This is a genomic window from Micromonospora sp. NPDC049114, from assembly GCF_040648635.1.
Lineage (GTDB): Bacteria > Actinomycetota > Actinomycetes > Mycobacteriales > Micromonosporaceae > Micromonospora.
Genome location: NZ_JBEZEA010000002.1, coordinates 219,587 through 239,051, shown reverse-complemented (window position 1 = coordinate 239,051; position 19,465 = coordinate 219,587). Strand labels below are relative to the sequence as shown.

Annotated in this window: 19 protein-coding genes; 10 read left to right on the top strand and 9 right to left on the bottom strand. The window is 70.8% G+C overall.

The genetic code is table 11. The annotated features are described in order from the left end of the window. Positions 1–4: 4 nt before the first annotated feature. Together AB0B39_RS08755 and AB0B39_RS08750 are read right to left on the bottom strand one after the other, a co-directional pair. Positions 5–1,789: an N-acetylglutaminylglutamine amidotransferase gene (locus AB0B39_RS08755; RefSeq protein ID WP_357573898.1), complete on the bottom strand. Its 1,785-nt coding sequence runs from the start codon at positions 1,787–1,789 to the stop codon at positions 5–7. 115 nt (positions 1,790–1,904) lie between these two features. After that, on the bottom strand, positions 1,905–2,333 hold the full coding sequence (locus tag AB0B39_RS08750) for a MarR family winged helix-turn-helix transcriptional regulator (protein ID WP_234582460.1): 429 nt from the start codon (positions 2,331–2,333) through the stop codon (positions 1,905–1,907). Positions 2,334–2,428: 95 nt separating this feature from the next. On the opposite strand from AB0B39_RS08750, the gene AB0B39_RS08745 reads away from it, so the two are divergent. From AB0B39_RS08745 to AB0B39_RS08715, 7 genes are all read left to right on the top strand, one after another. Beyond that, positions 2,429–4,207 (top strand): ABC transporter ATP-binding protein, encoded by a 1,779-nt coding sequence (locus tag AB0B39_RS08745; RefSeq protein ID WP_357574369.1) that lies wholly within the window; start codon positions 2,429–2,431, stop codon positions 4,205–4,207. Positions 4,208–4,229: 22 nt separating this feature from the next. After that, the gene (locus AB0B39_RS08740; protein WP_357573897.1) at positions 4,230–4,781 is read left to right on the top strand and encodes a hypothetical protein; all 552 of its coding nucleotides are present in this window, start codon (positions 4,230–4,232) and stop codon (positions 4,779–4,781) included. Between the two features lie 426 nt (positions 4,782–5,207). Beyond that, positions 5,208–6,524 (top strand): hypothetical protein, encoded by a 1,317-nt coding sequence (locus tag AB0B39_RS08735; RefSeq protein ID WP_357573896.1) that lies wholly within the window; start codon positions 5,208–5,210, stop codon positions 6,522–6,524. Between the two features lie 344 nt (positions 6,525–6,868). After that, positions 6,869–7,174 carry a type VII secretion target gene (locus AB0B39_RS08730; protein WP_357573895.1) on the top strand — a complete coding sequence of 102 codons (306 nt, stop codon included), beginning with the start codon at positions 6,869–6,871 and terminating at the stop codon, positions 7,172–7,174. Further along, entirely contained in the window at positions 7,174–8,409 is a 1,236-nt protein-coding gene (locus AB0B39_RS08725; RefSeq protein WP_357573894.1) for a hypothetical protein, read from the top strand. The genes AB0B39_RS08730 and AB0B39_RS08725 overlap by 1 nt, the downstream gene beginning before the upstream one ends. Further along, the gene (locus AB0B39_RS08720; protein ID WP_357573893.1) at positions 8,406–8,783 is read left to right on the top strand and encodes a hypothetical protein; all 378 of its coding nucleotides are present in this window, start codon (positions 8,406–8,408) and stop codon (positions 8,781–8,783) included. Before AB0B39_RS08725 ends, AB0B39_RS08720 begins: the two co-directional genes overlap by 4 nt. A 158-nt stretch (positions 8,784–8,941) precedes the next feature. Then, on the top strand, positions 8,942–10,486 hold the full coding sequence (locus tag AB0B39_RS08715) for an NAD(P)-binding domain-containing protein (protein ID WP_357573892.1): 1,545 nt from the start codon (positions 8,942–8,944) through the stop codon (positions 10,484–10,486). Here AB0B39_RS08715 and AB0B39_RS08710 read toward each other — a convergent pair. The 4 genes from AB0B39_RS08710 to AB0B39_RS08695 all read right to left on the bottom strand — a co-directional run bounded on the left by AB0B39_RS08710 (position 10,470) and on the right by AB0B39_RS08695 (position 14,221). Next, positions 10,470–11,069, bottom strand: coding sequence for a nitroreductase family protein (locus AB0B39_RS08710; RefSeq protein WP_234582562.1), 600 nt, complete (start codon positions 11,067–11,069; stop codon positions 10,470–10,472). The two genes, AB0B39_RS08715 and AB0B39_RS08710, sit on opposite strands and share 17 nt — an antisense overlap. Positions 11,070–11,203: 134 nt before the next feature. After that, complete coding sequence (locus AB0B39_RS08705) at positions 11,204–12,355, bottom strand: glutamate--cysteine ligase (RefSeq protein ID WP_357573891.1); 1,152 nt, start codon at positions 12,353–12,355, stop codon at positions 11,204–11,206. A 47-nt stretch (positions 12,356–12,402) separates the two neighbouring features. After that, a complete protein-coding gene (locus tag AB0B39_RS08700; protein WP_357573890.1) occupies positions 12,403–13,566 on the bottom strand; it encodes a M20/M25/M40 family metallo-hydrolase in 1,164 nt (387 codons plus the stop codon). Positions 13,567–13,657: 91 nt separating this feature from the next. Continuing rightward, entirely contained in the window at positions 13,658–14,221 is a 564-nt protein-coding gene (locus AB0B39_RS08695; RefSeq protein ID WP_357573889.1) for a carboxymuconolactone decarboxylase family protein, read from the bottom strand. A 139-nt stretch (positions 14,222–14,360) separates the two neighbouring features. Between AB0B39_RS08695 and AB0B39_RS08690 the strand changes: the two genes are divergently transcribed. Next, positions 14,361–15,467, top strand: a complete 1,107-nt coding sequence (locus tag AB0B39_RS08690; RefSeq protein WP_357573888.1) for a DUF559 domain-containing protein — start codon at positions 14,361–14,363, stop codon at positions 15,465–15,467. Positions 15,468–15,525: 58 nt separating this feature from the next. Here AB0B39_RS08690 and AB0B39_RS08685 read toward each other — a convergent pair whose 3' ends face one another. The 3 genes from AB0B39_RS08685 to AB0B39_RS08675 all read right to left on the bottom strand — a co-directional run bounded on the left by AB0B39_RS08685 (position 15,526) and on the right by AB0B39_RS08675 (position 17,379). Beyond that, positions 15,526–15,876 carry a hypothetical protein gene (locus AB0B39_RS08685; protein ID WP_357497145.1) on the bottom strand — a complete coding sequence of 117 codons (351 nt, stop codon included), beginning with the start codon at positions 15,874–15,876 and terminating at the stop codon, positions 15,526–15,528. 179 nt (positions 15,877–16,055) lie between these two features. Further along, on the bottom strand, positions 16,056–16,559 hold the full coding sequence (locus AB0B39_RS08680; RefSeq protein WP_357573887.1) for a hypothetical protein: 504 nt from the start codon (positions 16,557–16,559) through the stop codon (positions 16,056–16,058). A 130-nt stretch (positions 16,560–16,689) separates the two neighbouring features. After that, the gene (locus tag AB0B39_RS08675) at positions 16,690–17,379 is read right to left on the bottom strand and encodes a hypothetical protein (protein ID WP_234582450.1); all 690 of its coding nucleotides are present in this window, start codon (positions 17,377–17,379) and stop codon (positions 16,690–16,692) included. A 340-nt stretch (positions 17,380–17,719) separates the two neighbouring features. Between AB0B39_RS08675 and AB0B39_RS08670 the strand changes: the two genes are divergently transcribed. Together AB0B39_RS08670 and AB0B39_RS08665 are read left to right on the top strand one after the other, a co-directional pair. After that, a complete protein-coding gene (locus AB0B39_RS08670) occupies positions 17,720–18,169 on the top strand; it encodes a ribonuclease domain-containing protein (RefSeq protein WP_234582449.1) in 450 nt (149 codons plus the stop codon). Positions 18,170–18,491: 322 nt separating this feature from the next. Then, positions 18,492–19,433 (top strand): hypothetical protein, encoded by a 942-nt coding sequence (locus tag AB0B39_RS08665; protein WP_357573886.1) that lies wholly within the window; start codon positions 18,492–18,494, stop codon positions 19,431–19,433. Positions 19,434–19,465: the final 32 nt, after the last annotated feature.

The following is a 19,465-nucleotide window of genomic DNA, read 5'->3' as shown; positions in this document are numbered from 1 at the left end:
GTCCTCACCGGATATCGTGGGTCTGCAACCACAGTTCCAGCAGACCGAGCTGCCACAGCTTGTTGCTGCCCGCGGCGGCCTCGGCGCGGTCCGGCTCGGCGAGCAGCCGCGCCACGTACTCGGGGCGGAACAGGCCCCGCTCGCGCGCGACCGGAGCCTGCAACGCCTCGGCGACCAGCTCGCGCACCGGCCCGTCCACGTTGCGCAGCGCCGGCACCGGGAAGTAGCCCTTCGGCCGGTCGATCACCTCGGCCGGCAGCACCTCCCGGGCGACCTCCTTGAGCACCCCCTTGCCACCCTGGGCCACCTTGTGCTCCGGTGGGCAGTGCGCGGCGAGGGTGACCAGGTCCTGATCCAGGAACGGCGTACGCACCTCCAGCCCCCAGGCCATGGACATGCTGTCCACCCGCTTCACCGGGTCGTCGGGGAGCATCAGGTGGGTGTCCAGGCGCAGGACGGCGTCCAGCGCGGTCTGCGCCCCGGGCGCGGCGAGGTGGCCGGTGAGCAGGTCGCGGCTGGCGTCGTGTTCCAGCGCGTACGCCGGGCCGACGATGGCGCGCAGCTCGTCGTGGTCACGGTCGAAGAAGGCGGCGGCGAACGTCTCGGCGGCGCCGTGGCGGGGCGCCTCGGTCAACGGCTGGTGGTAGCCGTAGCCGGCGAACACCTCGTCGGCGCCCTGCCCGGACTGCGCCACCTTCACGTGCCGCGCCACCTGCTCCGACAGCAGGTGGAAGGCGACCACGTCGTGGCTGCCCATCGGCTCGGTCATGGCCAGCACGGCCCGTCGTACGGCGGGCGCCAGGTCGTCGTCGGCGAGCCGGATCCGATGGTGGTCGGTGTCGTACGCGCGAGCCACCAGATCGGAGTAGTGGAACTCGTCGCCGGACTCGTCACCCCGGCTGTCGAAGCCGATGCTGAACGTGCGCAGGTGCTCCTGGCCGGCCTCGGCGAGCAGCGCCACGATGAGGCTGGAGTCCAGGCCGCCGGAGAGCAGCACCCCGACCGGGACGTCGGCGACCAGCCGCCGGCGTACCGCCGCGCGCAGCGCGTCGCCGATCGCGGCCCGCCAGTCGGCGGCGTCCATTCCCGCGTCGGCCGGCTCCCGTACGTAGTCGGGCTGCCAGTAGATCTGCTCCCGGCTGCGCCCGTCGGCCTCGATCACCCGCACGGTGGCGGGCGGCAGCTTGCGCACACCGCGCAGCACGGTTCGCGGCGCGGGCACGATGGAGTGCCAGGACAGGTAGTGGTGCAGCGCCACCGGATCGATGCCCGTGTCGACGTCGCCAGCGGCCAGCAGCGCGGGCAGGGTGGAGGCGAACCGCAGCCGGCCCGGTGCCTCGGCTAGGTAGAGCGGTTTGATGCCGAGCCGGTCGCGAGCCAGGATCAGCCGCCGCCGGGGCCTGTCGACCAGCCCGATCGCGAACATGCCGACCAGGTGGTCGACGAAACGTTCACCCCAGTGGGCGTACGCCACCAGGATCACCTCGGTGTCGCTGGTGGAGCGGAAGGAGTACCCGGCGTTCCGCAGTTCCTCGCGCAGCTGCGGGTAGTTGTAGATGCAGCCGTTGAAGACCAGTGCCAGGCCCAGGTCGTCGCGCACCATCGGCTGACCGCCGGCATCGGACAGGTCGATGATGGTCAGCCGCCGGTGCCCGAGGAGCACCCAGTCGTCGGCGTACAGGCCCTCGTCGTCCGGGCCGCGCGAGCGCATCGCCTCGGTCATCCGGGTGACCGCCGCCGCGTCGGGCGGCCGGCCATCGAAGCGCGCCTCCCCGCTGATCCCGCACATCAGGCGGGGTGGTGGTTCAGGGCAGACATGAGCGCCTCCTGTCACGTCTCCCCGGCTGGTGGTGGCGGGGGTCCGGCGAACGAACGGGGCGGCTGCCTACCCGCGCGTGGGGCGGTTATGCGCGCAGGGTGCGCAGGATGCGGGCCAGTTCGGCGCGGTCGCTGTCGGGGAGGTGGCCGAAGAAGCGATCCGCCTCGGCACGGCGGGCGGCCCGGATGGCGGCGCTGACGCGGGTGCCCTCGTCGGTGAGCGCGACCAGGGTCGCCCGGCGGTCGGCCGGGTCGGGTCGGCGCTCGACGAGCCCTCGGGCCTGCAGATCGTCGACGACCTCGGTGGCCGAGCGGGGCGCGATGTGCAGGTGCTCGGCGAGCGTGCCGGGGCGTACCTCGCCGTGGCGGCCGAGCACCCCGAGCGCCCGGGACTGGCTGGGGGTGACGTCCCACGGCGCCAACGACTCCCGGGTCTGTCGGCGCAGACGGGACGCCACCGCCCAGAACGTCTCGGCCAGGCTCTCGTCGCCGCTGTCGGTGGTGTCCTCGGTCACCGGAATACGGTAGCAGCCGATACTGTTGTTCCCTCATGTTGAGGTAACCTCAGCATATCCCGACTGGAAGGCAGTGCCCCTTGGAACGCACCCTCATGGGCCGCGACCGCGGCCACCGCACCGTCAGCGCCGAGGAGAAGACGCAGGCCCGCCAGGTGTCCCTGCGCCGCATCGGCCGCCTGTTCACCCCCCACCGGCCCGCGCTGGCCATCGTCACCGCGATCATCGTGCTCTCCTCGATCGTCGCGATGGCCAGCCCGTTCCTGCTGCGGGAAGTGATCGACAGTGCCCTTCCGCAGGGCGACGTGACCCTGCTGGTCTGGCTGGTCCTCGGCATGGTCGCCGTGGCCGCCGTGACCGCCGCCCTCGGCGTCGTCCAGACCTGGATCTCCACCCAGGTCGGGCAGCGGGTCATGCACCGGCTGCGCACCGACGTGTTCAGCCACCTCCAGCGGCAGTCACTCGGCTTCTTCACCCGCACCCGCACCGGCGAGGTGCAGTCCCGCATCACCAACGACATCGGCGGCATGCAGTCCGTGGTCACCTCCACCGCCACCGCCGTTGCCGCCAACCTCACCACAGTGGTCGCCACCGCCGTCGCCATGGTCGCGCTCTCCTGGCAGCTCTCCCTGGTCTCGCTCGTGGTCCTCCCGCCGGCCGTCTGGCTGACCCGCCGGGTCGCCCGGATGCGCCGCGAGATCACCGACCAGCGCCAGCGTGAACTCGCCGACCTCAACGTCACAGTCGAGGAGGGGCTGTCGATCAGCGGCGTACAACTCGCCAAGACCCTCGGCACCGGCCCCGCCCTGATCGACAGGTTCACCGCCTCATCGGCCCGCCTCGTCGACCTGGAGCTGCGCAGCGAGCTGGCCGGCCGCTGGCGGATGGCCTCGATGAGCATCATCTTCGCCGCCGTACCGGCAGTCATCTACCTCGCCGCCGGCCTGCCCGGCACCGCCGGCACGCTGAGCATCGGCACCCTGGTCGCCTTCACCGCCCTGCAGGGCGGCCTGTTCCGCCCCCTGATGGGCCTGCTCAACGTGGGCGTGTCGCTGACCGCCTCGCTGGCGCTGTTCGCCCGGATCTTCGAATACCTCGACCTGCCGGTCGACGTGGCCGACCCCACCGAGCCGGTCCACCTCGACCCCGCCCAGGTCCGCGGCCACCTGCGCCTGGACGACGTCACCTTCGGCTACCCCGGCAGCGACACCGCAGCCCTCGCCGGCATCACCCTCGACGTGCCGGCCGGCACCAGCCTCGCCCTCGTCGGCGAGACCGGCTCCGGCAAGAGCACCCTCGCCGGACTGGTCAGCCGCCTGCACGACCCGACCGCAGGCCGCATCACCATCGACGGCATCGATCTGCGCGACCTGCGCCTGACCGACCTGGCCGCGATCGTCGGCGTCGTCAGCCAGGAGACGTACCTGCTGCACACCACCGTCCGGGAAAACCTGCGCTACGCCCGGCCGGACGCCACCGACGCCGAGATCGAGGCCGCCGCCCGTGCCGCCCAGATCCACGACCTCATCGCCGGCCTGCCCGACGGGTACGACACGATGGTCGGCTCCCGCGGGCACCGGTTCTCCGGCGGCGAGAAGCAACGACTCGCCATCGCCCGCACGCTGCTGCGCGACCCGCGCATCCTGGTGCTCGACGAGGCCACCAGCGCGCTGGACACCGAGACCGAACGCGCCGTGCAGCGAGCGTTCGACGTGCTCGCCCAGGGGCGTACCACGATCACCATCGCCCACCGCCTGTCCACGATCCGCGACGCCGACCAGATCGCCGTACTCGACCACGGCAGGATCGTCGAAACGGGCGACCACGACAGCCTGCTCGACCGCAACGGCCGCTACGCCACACTCGCCGCCTGAGGCGACATGACAGGCTCTGCACATGGAGAGCGTTCTGACGCAGCTGCCCGCCCTGCTCGGCGTGCTGGTCGGCACCATCGGCACGATGGTCGCCACCACGGTGACGGAGCGTGCCCGATGGCGACGCAGCCAGAACGTCCGCTGGGACGAGCGGCGGTTGGACGCGTACGCCGACTTCACCCGCGCGGTGAAGGAGATCCACCTGGTCTCCCTGGGGATGCTGAGCGGTCACCGCCCCGGCTCCCGTACGCCCATTCTGGACCGCGAGGACGGGCTGGCCCGGCTGGCCGAGGCGGACGTGCGTCATACCCTGACCTGGGAGGCGGTCCTGCTGCTTGGTGACGCGACGACCGTACGTGCGGCCTCCACCTGGCGGCATGCCGTGCGGAACCTGGAGCAGGCGGCGCGGAGTCTGCCGGCCCCACCGGACAACCTGGCCGCCATGGTCGGGCAGGCCGACGAAGCCCGCGACGACTTCTACCAGGCCGCCCGCGACGGCCTCGGCGTACGCGGCGGGACCGTGGAGCAGTTTCGGCGTCCAGTCGAGGGACGGATCCCGACGGCACGGCACTGAGCGGCACGAGCGGATTGCTCGCCGATCGTCGGCCGGCTGCGCTGATCGGCCACGGCGACCGCCCGGGGTGTCCCGGTGACGGCGGAACGACCACAATCATGCCGTGCGGCGTCGAGTGTGAGCCCAGGCGCGGAGATTTCTGTGCCGACAGCGCGCTCGACCCGCGTCGAGATGGCGGTCCTCAATCCCTGCTGACGGGCCCTAGGATCTCTGGGATGCAGGAGGGTCGGTGACGACGGTAACCCGTCAAATGTTCGCGCACGAGCGGAAGGTTGTCGGTCTCTCTTGGACCGTCGTCGTGCTGGAGCACATAGGCGACCGCGCCCTGCTTCGGAAGCTGGACGGCAATGTTGCGATCCGCCGTCTGAGGATTGCGTAGGTGTCGCCACCGTCGGTGGTGATGTCAGTTCGGGGAGGAAACAGGACATGACCACTGTTGACAGGGCGCACGTGCCGGTGTGGACTCTCGCCACGGAGGCTGTGCGGGTGCCGAGCGTGCTCCCTGAGGGTGGCATGACGCCCGCTCGACTCGCGGAACTGAGAACGGCCCTGGCTACACTCGCGGAATCCCCCATCGCCACCCTGGAAGCGCATCCGATCTCGACCAGACGTGACCGCACCAGCGGGATTCCGCTGAGTGCGACGAGCCCACTTGCCAAGCAGCTGTCGCACCTCGTGAATCAGACAGCGAGGTCAGCGCCTCCGACGCTGAACGTCGCCGCTTCCGGTGACGTGCTCTACCGGATGGTGGTGCCAGCGAAGGTCGCTGCCCAGGTCGGTAAGGGACTCGTCACGCCCATGGTTGCGAAGACGATTGCAGGGGGCATCCGTGGGCCGTTGGTCAACTCCACCGGCGGCATCGTGGGCGGCGCCACCTTCGTACCCGTCACCTGCGGGACCGCAATCGCCGGTGCGGCAACCGGCTCAGCCGCCACCGCGGGTGTTGCTGCGGTCGGTGCCGGAGCGTTGACAGTGGCCGCGCCACTCGTGTTGATGGCCGTCGCTGTCAGTGCCAGCGCCTACGCCGATCACCAGCGCCAGCAGGCGATCGAGCGCATCACCGATCTTCTGGAGCAGTTGCACGAGGACAGCCTGGAGAGAGAACGCAACGCGTTGGACGGTTGCCTCGACGCGATCGACAAAGCGACGTCGGTCCTCCTCGACCAAGGCCGTGTTGGCCTGTCGTTGGGATTGGATTCCTCGTCGTACGCGATCAACACGGCGATCGAAGGAACGAAGCGCCGGCTCGTGAAGTGGCAGCAGGCGGTCGCCGCCTTGCCCGACGGTCCGGTGGAACTTGGCGCACTAACGAAGTTGTTCCCCGGCATCAACGACGACGGCGGTACCTTCCGCGCGCACCTGGAACTGGCGCGACTCGCGATCGCGCTCAAGCGTCGAGTTCTCGTGCTTCAGGCGGTGGAGCATTCCCAGATGGTGGATGGAGACAATCCGTTCAAGAGCTTCCTCGCGGGCTTGCGCGACGACGAGCGTCGCGTCGACGAGTTGGAATCCGGCATCTACTCGGTCCTTCTCAGACTGTCGACACTCGAATTGAAGCGTCACGGCGGCATCCGGAACATCATGTTCACACAGGGTGAGGTCGACGAGCTGCTCAGGGCCGCGTATCGCCTGCGCTCATGGGGCGATGGGCTCACCGTTGGCGACCACCACGCTGACGTGGCGATCGAGATGGAACGAGGCGGCGACGGATCGCTCGTGGTGTTCCCTGCAGTTACAGCCTGACCGTACGCCGCATCGTGACGTGTGGAGACGACCGCAGGTCGTGCGGTCGTCCTCCCGCAGAAGTTGCTCGGCCCGGTTGGTGGCCGAGTCACCGAGGCCTCGCCGGTACCGCAGGGACAGCCGAGCAACGGTCACCTTCGGTAGGGTGACGTTTCCGGCGCGTACAAGGAGATGCGGCGTGGGTACGCACTGCAGCGCTTCTTCGTTTTCTGCCAGTGGGGCGACAACGTGACCGAACGTGGGTCCGTCCTGCCGACGTTGGTGGTCATCAGGTACGCCGGCAGGTTCACCGGGCCGACCGAGCGGTCAGACGAGGATCCCGTGCGACTGCAGCGGGATGGCCGGTGACCGGCGGCTTCGAGGTCGACCCCCAGTCGCTGCGGGTCCACGCTTCGGCCGTCGACGACACGTCCGACGCGCTCGACGAATGCCGTCGTGCGGCGTCCTCGATCTCGCTGGGCCGCGATGCGTACGGTCGGCTGTGTCAGCTGATACCCGGTCTGCTGCACCCGACACAAGACGCCATCATCGACAGCTTCGGCGAGACGGTGCGGGCGCTGCAGGAGGCGGCCGACGGGTTGCGCATGGTGTCGGACCGGTACGAGGGGGATGACGAACGTGCAGCCGTCCGGTTCGGCGGAGCCCCGTAGTGGACCACCCGAACCGGCTGATCGCTGCGCGGCAGGACAGCACGACGGCGTTCAGTGGCGTCTTCATCGCCGAGGACATCGACGTCCTGATGGCCGACTATACCTCCGGCGGCTGGATCGATGTCGCGATCGGCGGCGTCGCGACTTCCATGGATGCCCTCGCGTTCGTCACGGATCCGCTCGGGCAACTGGTCGCGTGGGGAGTGGGGTGGCTGATCGAGCACGTCAAACCCTTGTCCGACGCGCTGGATGAGTTGGCTGGCGACCCCGATCAGATCGCCGCGTACGCACAGACTTGGCGCAACATCGCCGAGGCCGCAGCCGAGACGGGCGGCAACTTCAGTGCGATGGTCGGCAGCCAGGTAGCCGGGTGGAGCGGCGCTGCTGCCGACGCGTACCGTCGCGGCACCGAGCAGCACCTTGCCGCGATGAACGCCCTCACCAAGGCCGCGGACGCCATGGCCGAGATCACCAGTGGCGCCGGCTTGCTCGTCGCCATGGTCCGTGGGCTGGTCCGAGACCTCATCGCGGAGTTCGTGTCGGTGCTCGCGGTCCGCCTCTGGGAGTGGCTCGCCGAGGCGGGGCTCACCCTGGGCTTGGCATCTCCTTGGGTGATCACGCAGGTGACTACTCTCGCTGGCAAGTGGGCAGCCCGGATCACCCGTCTGCTACACGGATTGATCGAGAGCCTGCGCCGGCTGGCACCCATCCTGCGGCGTCTCGAACAGCTCGTCTCAGACCTGAGGAGGCTTGTCCGGGGCACCACCCCCGGGGGAACTGCGCGGCCGAGCGCGCTTGATCGGAACACGCACTTTCTCCATGCCGACGCCGATCCGCTTCGGAAGTGGGGCCCGGCGCGACAGACCCACCCCGAGGAGTGGGAGGCCGCGATCCAGGAGGCACGGGACCTGGATGTCGAGGTCACCTTCCGTTCGGACGCGCTGGCCTACGGCCCTTCCCCAGGGCCCGGTCGCCCCGGCCAACTCGTCCTCGATCCCGACGCGTCGTACGGTGCGTTGCTGCACGAGATGCAGCACCTGCGCGACGATCAGGCTGCCGGCTGGGCGGGCATGAGAGGCTGGTTCGAAGATCCGGTCGTACGGTATGACAACGAGGTACGGGCGTATCAGAGGGAGATCGACTACGCGACGTCGATCGGTGATCACGAGTCCGTCGAGCGCCTGAACCAGGCGATACGCGAAGAGTATTCGAAGATTTTTGGAGTCGAACCATGACCGCGCCGCCCCCGCCCAACCTCCCGGTTCCGTCGGTGCGTCAGATGACCAACGGGGAGTTGGCGGATCTGGCCGCGAGCGGGGACCCGTACCGGGGTAAGGCGGTGTTCGAGCTCGTGGACCGGGCGCGCTCCGACGATGACGCCGCGACGAGGCTCGACCAGCTGAGCCGGCTACCGGCCCTGCGCAACGACCGAGCATTTCACCTGGTCTCACTCGCCTGGGCGGCGATCATCGGTCTGCTGGCCGCGGAGACCGCACACGCGCGGGCGAGGGCCTACGCCGCGTTCGAGGCACTGGACAGCACCGAGCAGGTCAACTTTCTCGCCTACGTACGCGCGGAACGCATTGAGGACGCTCATCCCCGGATCTGACGTACGACCGGGGTCTGGATCGTGTGCCCCGTGACCGGGCCGACGACCAGGCGCCGGTGTCGCTCTCATCGACCGGCGCAGGTTGACGGGTGGCATTGACACGGATCGCCTGGCATCCCATGGTCGAGGGATTCATCCCTCCGTCGAAGGGCCGCAGGATGCTCAGCAGTGAACACCGGTACGTCATCGTCGGGGCGGGGCCTGCCGGCCTGCAACTGAGCTACTACCTCCAGCAGCACGGCGCCGACTACCTGACGCTGGAGAGCGGCGACGAGCCCGGCGGTTTCTTCCGGCGGTTTCCGCGCCACCGGCGGCTCATCTCGCTGAACAAGGTGCACACCGACAGCGCCGATCCGGAGATCCGCCTGCGCTGGGACTGGAACTCGCTGCTCAACGACTCCCCGGACCTGCTGTTTCCGCGCTTCAGCGAGGAGTACCTGCCGGCCGCCGACGACCTGGTGCGCTACCTCGCCGAGTTCCAGCGGGTCCATGCGCTCAACATCCGTTTCGGCACGACCGTGGAGCGGATCACGCGCAGCGGCGACGGTTTCGTCGTGGGCACCGACCAGGGGGAGGTGCGCGCGCGCTGCCTGGTCGTCGCGACCGGCTGGGGCCGGCCCTTCGTGCCGGCCATCAAGGGCATCGAACATGCCATCGGGTACGAGGACATGGACGTCGATCCCACGGCGTACGACGGTCAGCGGGTCCTGATCATCGGTAAGGGCAATTCGGCTTTCGAGACCGCGTCGGCAATCCTCGGCCGCGCGTCGATGGTGCACCTCGCCAGCCGGCAGCCCCTGCGACTGGCGTGGAACACCAAGCACCCCGGGGACGTACGTGGCCAGTACGGCGCGATCCTCGACAGCTACCAGTTCAAGACGTTGCACTCGGTGCTGGACTGCACCATCGACGAGATCCGGCCCGTCGACGGGCGGTTCCGGGTGTCCATCACGTACACCCACGCGGAGGGGGAGACCGCCGAACTGGACTACCACACGGTGCTGCGGTGCACCGGCTTCCGGATGGACACGACGATGTTCGACGAGACGTCCCGACCCGACCTGGTGCGTGACGGCCGCATGCCCGGCCTGCGCCCCGACTGGCAGTCCAGCAACATCGACGACCTGTACTTCGCCGGCACGATCGCCCAGGCGCGGGACGCGAAGCACGCGTCGTCGCCGTTCATCGACGGCTTCCGGTACAACCTCCGCACCTTCACCCGGATCCTGCGGGAGCGCTACGAGGGCGTGCCACTGTCGTACGCGACGACGCCGGCCGATCCCGTGTCGCTGACGAAGCTGATGCTCGACCGCGTCAACTGGTCGTCGGCGCTGTGGACCCAGTTCGAGTACCTGTGCGACGTCTTCGTCCGCGACGACGCGACCGGCGACATCCACCACTACGAGGACCTGCCGGAGGACTACGCCGTGGAGCGCTTCGCGGCGGCCACCCAGTGGTACACGCTCGCGTTGCGGTGGGGCCGTGACGACTACGGCGACGTCTTCGCCATCGACCGGCACCCGACGCCCGACCGGGCCCGGGAGAGCGCCTTCATCCATCCGGTGATCCGGCGTTACCGCGGCTCGGAACTCGTCCACGAACAGCACCTGCTGGAGGATCTGCTGGCCGAGTGGCGGCGCCCGGACCGGCACGTCGAGCCGTTGGTCGAGTTCCTGACCGGGGACCTCACCAGCGGATCATGATCTCGTCGAGGGGTTTGCGGGCCAGATCGGGGACGTGGGCGTCCGCTGTGGGATAACCCACGGGCATCACGACGTACGGGCGCTCCTCCGCGGGTCGCTCGCACACCTCGTTGAGGAACCGCATCGGGCTGGGCGTGTGGGTCAGGGTGACCAGGCCGGCGTGGTGCAGCGCGGTGATCAGCAGGCCTACCGCGATGCCGACGGACTCCTTGACGTAGTACGGCTTCGGGCTGTGCGGCCCCTGATGCACCTCGAACACGACGATGACGGCCGGTGCGGTCTCCAGGAACGGTTTGCGCCAGTCGGTGCCGAGCCCGGCGATCGCACCCAGCCACTCCGGCGAGGCACGGCGGTCGTAGAAGGCCCGTTCCTCGGCCTCGGCGGCCTCGCGCAGCCGGCGTTTGCGGGCCGGGTCGGTCAGGACGACGAACCGCCACGGCTGCACGTTGGCGCCGCTGGGCGCGGTCGAGGCCGCCCGGATCGCGGCCTCGACGACCCCGTCGGGCAGCGGGTCACTGGCGAAGTCCCGCACCGACCGGCGCTGCGCCATCCGCTGTGCGAACGCCTCCGCCTCGCGCACCATCTCGGCCGCCGGTCGGCGGTGGTGCTGGATGGGCACCCTGGGTACCAGGTCGGTGTCGTTCACCTGTGGCCTCCGTGCTGACGTGTGCCGGCCTTCCGGTTCGTCCAGCATCTCGGAGCCGACGCCGCCTGTCGTTACGCAGGCGTGCCCTCTTCACGGGCGGGCACGTCGGGGGCGGTCCGGCTGACGAGCTCGTCGACCACGTCGGTCAGACGGCCGCGCACCGCCCGGGCGGCACGCTGACGGGTCGCGCCGTCGCCGTCCGCGGCGAGCCACTTCAGCCAGCCCTGCACCCGTTCGCGGTCACCGGCCGCGTCCAACGCCGGCCGGGCGCGCTCGACGAGCCGCTCGGCCAGGGCGGACGCGGGCAGCAGCCGGCCCGTGCCGACGTCGACGCCGTGGCCGCCCATCCCGTCGCGGGCGGCCCGCCAGTACGCGAGCCGCAGCAGCTCGGGAACCAGCCGCGGGCCCTCGTCGCCCTCATCGACGGCTTTCCCGGCGACGACGACCAGGGCCCGCACCAGGGCGGCGAGCGCTGCGGACTCGGCGGCGGTCACGGGGACGTCGGCCACCCGTACCTCGAGCGTGGGATGGTGTGCGGACAGGCGCAGATCCCAGAAGATCGTGCCGTGGTCGACCAGCGCGCCCGCGTCCAGGAGCATGTCCACGTGGTCGTCGTACTGCCGTGCGGAGGTCAGGTACGGCGGCGGGCCGGCCACCGGCCAGCGCCCCCACGTGATGCTGCGCCAACTCGCGTAGCCGGTGTCGCGTTCCGCCCAGTAGGGCGAGTTTGCGGTAAGGGCGATGAGCACCGGCAGGTGCGCGCGCAGGTGGTTGCCGATCAGCACGGCCCGGTCCCGGTCGGGCTGCTGCACGTGGACGTGCACGGCGCAGATCGCCAGCTCGTCGTGCAGCCCACGGAAGGTGGCGGTGCCCCGATCCTGCCGTGGCCCCTCGGTCAGCGGCGGCGGCACGGCACGGCCCACCACCGGCGAGCCGCTGGCGATCACCCGCAGACCCGCCGAACGGGCCGCCGTCTGTACGGCGGCCCGGCCCTCGACGAGCTGCGCGGCGAGATCGTCGACGCTCTGGCACGGGTCGGTGCGGGTTTCGAGCTGGAGCTTGGTGATCTCACCGCCCACCCGGGCACCGAGCGTCGGGCGCGCGCCGTCGACGACGGTGGCCGCCTCCGGTACGACCTCGCCCCGGTCGGCGTCGACGACGAGGAATTCCTCCTCGACGCCGAGCGGGGGAATGAGCGATTCCGAGTGCTGTCCCGTAGGCATGCCGAAGCCGACCCCTCGCTGCCGGTCACGCACCGGCGAGAAGCACGTTACGGGATGTCGTCGACGGGTCGCACCCTGCCATCCTCCATCGTGGACAGCGCGTCGACGAGTCCGGCGAGCAGCGCCGTCCGTTCGGGCATCCGGTCGAGGCAGACGTACTCGTCGGCGGCGTGTGCCCCGCCGCCGACCGCGCCCAGGCCGTCGAGGGTCGGTACGCCCAGCGCGGCGGTGAAGTTGCCGTCGGACGCGCCGGCCGCGTACGCGCCGGTGAGGCGCGGGATGCCCAGCCGGCGGGCGATCGACTGGGCCACCTCCAGCAGTGGCCGCGCGAGCTCCGGGGCCATCGGGTAGCGGTTGATTCCACCCTGCACGGCCAGCGTCGCCTCGGGCAGGAACGGGACGAGCCCGCGGATGGCGTGATCGACGCGTTCCAGTTCGTCCCTCGTCCAGGCCCGGACGTCGACGGCCAGGCTGGCGCGCTCGGGCACCGTGTTCGTCGTGGTGCCGGCGGAGAGCAGGGTAGGTGTGACGGAGGTGCCGCCGCTGTCGGCCGCGCCGAGCGTGCCCAGGGTGAGCACCTGGTGGGCGACCTCGACCGTCGCGTTGACGCCGCGCTGGGGTTCGACGCCGGCGTGGGCCGCCCGACCGGAGACGGTGAGGCGGTAGACCGAGCCACCCTTGCGGGCCACCTTCAGGTGCCCGTCCGGGGTGGCCGCCTCGCAGACGAGGACCGCGCCCGAGCGCCGCGCCTCGCGCTCGATCAGCTGCCGCGACGAGCCGGACCCGCTCTCCTCGTCGCAGGTCAGCAGCACGCCTACCGACGAGGTGTCCTCGATCAGGCCCAGGGCCGTGAACATCTGCACGATGCCGGCCTTCATGTCGCACACGCCGGGCCCCCTCGCCACGTCCCCGCGGACGGTGAACGGCCGGGACCGGATCGTGCCGACCGGGAAGACGGTGTCGAAGTGGCCGAGCAGCAGCACGCGCTGATCGACGGCCGGCCACAGCAGGTGCGGCAGGCCGTCGATCACGACCCGCTGGGCGGGCCGGCCGAGCACGTCCTTTCCCCAGTCGGCGAGCAGGTTGGCGCAGGACTCCAGCTCCGGCAGCGAGCCCGGCGCCGACTCGCAGGCAACGAGTGTGCTCAGCCGGTCGACCATGTCGGCTCGGAGCCGGTGGGCGGCGTCGAGCAGGAAGCGGGGACGGTCCATCGATCCCTCCTACCGCACGGCCGACGGGCTTCATCAGGCGTGCCCATCGACAATCGCAGGGGGATCGGGGTGCGGTCACCCGTGGTTGTGCTCAGACCGTCGGTGTCGCGGCCGCCGACCCGTAGCCGACGTCGACGATCCGGTGTGCCATCTGCGCGTACGCCTCCTGGCCCTCGGGTGCGAACGTGCCGAGCCCGTCGACGTACCTGTTGAACATGCAGAACGCGGCGGCGATCAGGACGGTGTCGTGGATCTCCAGGTCGGTGGCGCCCTCGGCGCGGGCGTCGGCGACCAGCTCGGTGGTGACGTCGCGGCCACTGATCTGCACCGCGCCGGCGATGCGCAGCAGCGCCCGCAGCTTGGCCGAGATGGGCGCGCTGTCGAGGTCCGCGCGTACCTGGTCGACGAGGGTCATGCCCTCGTCGAGCTGGGCGGCCGCGAACGCCGAGTGCGACGCGCAGCAGAAGGTGCACTCGTTGCGCCCCGAGACGTACGCGGCGATCAGCTCGCGCTCGCCGGGCGGGAGCGTGTGCGGGGCGCGCAGCAGCACCTCGGCCAACTCGTTGAGCGGTTTCGCCGTTTCCGGACGGTACCGCATCGGGCCGGTGACGCCGGGAAACTCCTTCTCGTCGATCCCGAGATCGATGTGCGCCATGGTGATCCGCCCTCCAACCGTGAACCGCGGCCCGACCGGGAGGACACCTCAGCCGGCGTACGACTGCCCGAGCGGGGCGGCGTGACAGGCGCCGCGCAGCCACGATCTCATCCCGTCCGACGTACGTCTTTCTTCATTCATGCTCTTTCCCACGCCGCAACGCGGCCCCGACCACCGCCTACCACAATCGGATGCGACGTGGGTCGTCGTCCACAGGTGTTGTCGCCGTCCACAGGGGCCTCCGGGCGAACACCTGTCGGCGGCAGGTCGGGGCAGGGTCGGTGCCATGGACCCGAGGCCGTGCGACAGGCTCGTGCGTGGCGGCGGGCTCCTCGTTCGTCGGGACGTGGCGCGTGTGGCGCCGGCGTGGACGATCCAGACCGCCTGGCGCGCGGGGCGGATCGTGCGACTGCTGCCCGGGGTCTACGTTGACGCCGCGCTGATCCGGGACCGCACGTCCGACCTGCCGCCTCTGGCCCGGGTCGAGCCCGAAATGGCCCGCCGGGCGGCACTCGCGTACGTCAATGGGCGTGGCGCGCTCAGTCGGCTGACCGCGCTCGACGCGTGGGGCCTGCGCCGGCAACCACCCGGTGAGCCGGTGCATCTCGACCTGCCCACCGGGTCGGGCCTGCGTAGTCGACCGCATCTCGTGGTGCGCCACCGCGTCGGGTTCGCGATTGCGCCGCCGCAGGTGGTGGTACGGGGTGGGATGCCTGTAACGCGACTCGACAGGACCCTTGTGGACTGTTGGTCGCTGCTGGCACCGGTCGACCGGCCTGGGCCCCTCATCAGGGCGGTCGATGACCGACTCACCACGCCACAGCGGCTCGTCGTCGCCCTGGCCGACCTGCCCCGGTCGACCGATCGAGCCGCGCTGCGCGGGCTGCTGGATCGGCTCGCCGCCGGTTGCCGAAGCGCACTGGAGATCTGGGGTCACGACCACGTCTTCACCGGTCCGGACATGCCGGCGTTCACCCGGCAGGCGCGGGTGCGGGTCGGAGCCCGGACCATCTACCTCGACATGTTCGCCGAGGTGGAGCGCGTCAACGTCGAACTGGACGGTGCCACCACCCATGGCGATCCGGCCGAACGCGAGATCGACCTCCGCCGCGATGCCCTGCTGGCCACCGTCGGAATCCTCGTCGTCCGTTTCAGTCACCGTCGCCTTGTGACGAGTCCCGCCCAGGTCTGCGAGGAGACCCGCGCGATCCTCGCCGCCCGCCGTCATCTCTCCATGATCAGGTGATGAGAAGTAGGTTTCAGAAGCTCTCCGGACCTACTTCTCGTCACTTGATCATGGGGGGCTAGGTGGTGGCGAAGGCGAGGGCTCCGCAGCCGATCACCAGTACGAGCACCGTCACCAGGACGATGCTCAGGATGGCGCCCGGACGCTGGATCAGCGGCTTGCCGGGGTCGAGCGGCGCCGGCAGTGACGCCGCGACACCCGGCGTGGGCTGGGGCGGGGCGAGGCGCAGGATGCGACGCAGCCGGAAGCGGTCGACGCCGAGGAAGATCGGAATGCCGATGACACCGACTCCCCACCAGCCGGCGAGCAGGGTCTTGTTCGTGTAGTGACGGAACATCGCGAGACCGCAGCTGCGGCACATCCACCCGCGCTGGGAGGAGACGACGTACAGGATGACGATGCTCGTCATCGACTGGAAGGAGACGTGGGCGGCGGGGTGGCTGCCGCAGAACTGACATTCCCCGTCGGCGGGTGGGCGTAGGGCAGGCGGCGGTACGGGCGCGGGCATTGTCGTCACGGGTCGCTCCGGCTGGCGAGAGGGCTGGCGGGTGAAAGAGCTGGCGAGTGCAGGAGTTGCTGCGAGTGTCGTCAGCCGGCCGGTGCGGGGTAGCGGTCGCCGCCGTACTGGCGCAGGGCCGCCGCGACCTGGTCGCGCGACTGCCTGGTGCTCTTCAGGTCGGCGATGCGGTAGCCGCGCAGGCCGGTCAGCTCGACGTCGGGCGCCAGCGCGCGCTCGGTCTGGTCGCCGACCCAGACGGTCAGGATGCTCGGCTTCTCCAGCTTGCCGGCGTTGGGCCTCTTCTCGATCGCCACCCGGCTCACGTCCGACCAGGCGAAGTCCACCGTCGCCTCGCCCCTGGTCCAGGTGATGCCCTGCGCACCGATGCGGACGGCGAACGCCTGGCGGCTCTCCCGCACCGCGCCCAGCCCGCCGATCAGGGCGAGCAGCGCCATCACGTAGCCGACCCAGCTGCCGAAGGTGAACTCCCGGCCCATCGCCGCCAGGATCTCCGGCGAGAACACCAGGACGACCGCCAGCACGAGCAGTGCGGGGCCCTTGGCGTACGGCTTCCAATTCCGTTCGAGTTCCATCGTGTGTTCCTCCCCCGTGCCTTCCCCGAGCGGAAGGACGGGAGGATGCTAGCCAGCCGGGCCGGCGTTGGCGATCATGGCAGAACGCGCGGATCAGGAACAATCGGCACGAAGGTCGATGCCAACCCGATCAAGATTTGGTAGCGCGGAGATGAAGAAGTTCGCCGATCCACCGCGCGGCCTCCCGCTGGGCGGCGAGCAGGTGCTGGCGGGCGTCGACCACCTCCTGGTCGGCGTCCGCGTCAAGGTGGTCGCCCAGCAGCGTCGTCCACCGTCGGCTCAGTTCCTCGGCGTACGTCGCCCGGCGCAACTGCTCGTCGAACTGGTACTCCAGTTTCACCATCCGGTCGACGTGCGGCCGCAGCGCCGGCATGATCCGTTCGTCGAGCCGGACGGCGGCGTCCGGTCGGCAGGTGATGACGACGTCACCGCGCTGGTAGCGCCACTCGGGCTCGTCGGCGAGCGCCCGCTGCAACGCCACCTCCAGGTCGGCTGCCCGGTGCGGCGGCAGGTCCCGGGCGGCGTCGGCGGCGAGCCGGGTCAGCCGTTGGACGGCGTTCGGTTGGAAGTACTGCACGTACCAGCTCAACACCTCGGCGCGCAGGCTGGCCGGTGAGGACCAGGCGAACGTGGCCCGGACGTAGAACGAGTAGACGTATCCCCGCGCGGGGACCGCGATCGGCCGGGGCGCGTCGCGCTGTTCGATGAGCGGACCCGGTGGGGACGGTCCGGCCCCCGCGCCGACGGGCGCCTCGTCCTGGAGCGCCGCCACCAGCCGATCCCACGTCCGCGCCCACCACCGCCAACCCCGGACACTCACGTCCCGGACGATGGTCAGCCCACGTACGCCCCGCCGACGCCACAGGTCCGCGGGCCTCGGCCTCTCTTCGGGAGCGTCCGTCATGGCACCCCTTCACGGTCACCGATCCGCTTGCCACGCTAACAACCAATGACCGATATGCCCGTAGCCGCGCCGATGGCCCCGGTTGGGTCGGCACTGGTCTGGGCGGGGTGCGCCCGCGGGGCCGTCGTCCGGGGTTCACCGATCATTGTGGAGCAGTTGAGGTGGCGCGGGCTGTCGCTGACGGCCCGCACGGGCGAGACTGGGTCCGGTCCGCCAATCACGCGGATCGATGGATCGGATGGTCTGGAGGCAGCCTGTGTCCACCCTCGTGTCCCCGCTGGCCACGCTCGGCGCGATCCGCCGGCGTACCACCACCCTCGCCCTGCTCCTCACCATGATCGCCGCCGCGCTGGTCGGCCCGTCCGTGGTGGCCCCACGGTTGACCGACTCCGCGTCGGCCGCGGTCTACAGCTCCTGCACCGTCAGCCGCTGCGCGGACGCGCGCACCGCCCGCTCCGGCTGGTCCGCCAAGGGCTTCCCGACCAGCCGCGGCTGGTACTCCTGGAGTGGCGGGCTGTCCAACTTCGCCGGCGGCCGGTTCTACAACAACGAGGGTCAACTGCCCGCCAACGCCACCTACTACGAGTACGACGTGTACCCGCGTACCCAGGGCGCCGCCCGCGACGCGTACCGCATCGTGGTGAACCGCAGCAGCGGCGTCACCTGGTTCTCGCCCAACCACTACACCGACTTCTACCGGCTCTGACCGACCCGAGGGCCGGCCGGTCGCGGTCGGCCGGCCCTCGAGGCGTCGCCCCGGCCGGATCGGCGCGGTCGGTGACGGCCCGCTCGCACGGGTGACCGGGGCTGGACAGCGCCGGGTCGCGCCTCCCGCCGGGACCACGCCAGCCCGACGACGCCCGGGCGGAAACAGCCGGCCCCGACTGTGCGGGTGCTCAGTTCCCGACAGTCCGGGCCGCGTCCGGGCGCGGTGACGCTGGTGGTGACGCTCGGGTGACGGCCCCTTCGCGATCCTCGTGCCCAGCCGGGCGGCGTGCCCTGGCCGGGGCAGCGGGGAGGCCGGTGCGGTGGACTTCGTCGACGGGGTGCTGGTGCGGTTGGCCGATCCGGGCACCCGCGCCGCCGTCTTCGACGACGCGTCGCTGGCCCACCTGGTCGAGGCCGCGTACGACACCGAGGCGATGCCTGTCGCGCCCCCGTACGCGGCGGTCTTCGACGAGCTGACCCTCGGCTTCGCCGCCGCGCCCGCGACGCTGGCCGAGGGGGAGTGGCTGGGCTCCGGCGGCACCACCCGTACCGAGCTGCGCGTCCGGCTGCACGGACTCGGCGGGTCGGCGCTGCGCATCGACGCGCTCTGGCGGGGCAGCCTGGTGGTGCGTACGAGCCTCGCCCGGGACCGGGTCGAGGACCTCGACGTGGCGGTGCCGGCCTTCGACGTCGACCCGCAGATCATCGCCGACCTCGGCGCGTTGCCGACCGACCCGGCGCTGTTGGAGACCGAGCGGCGCACCCGACTGGTGGCCCGGCTGCGCGCCGGCCTGCACCAGCCGGCCGCGTTCACCGACGCGCACCTGGACCGGCTGCTCGCCGGCGTCGGCGCCGCGAACGCGGGTGACCTGGTGGCGCGGATGCGCGGGCAGACCGCCGGCGCCACCGTACGGCTGCGCTACGCGGCGCCGCCGGCCGCGCCGCCCACACCCCGTCCACTGCCGTTCGCCGCCGCCGTGCTGATCCGCGACCGGGGCTTCTCCCTCGCCGACCTGCTCGTCGAGACGCGGCTGGTCCGGGCCCGCGCCGAGGAGTTGGGCCTGGACGTGCCCGCACCCGACGACGTCCGGCGGCGGCACCGGGTGGTCGCCGTCTGGGTGGTCCCCATCGAGACGTTCGACGACGACGGTTGGCCCGGCGGTGACGCCGGGACCGCCGCGCAGAAGCGGGCCACCCGGTTCGCCCGCGCCGGCCAGTGGCTCGCCCGCAGCGGCATCGGACTGGCCGCCGTGTCGACCTGAGAACCCCGACCAGCAGCAACTTCGTCCGGGAG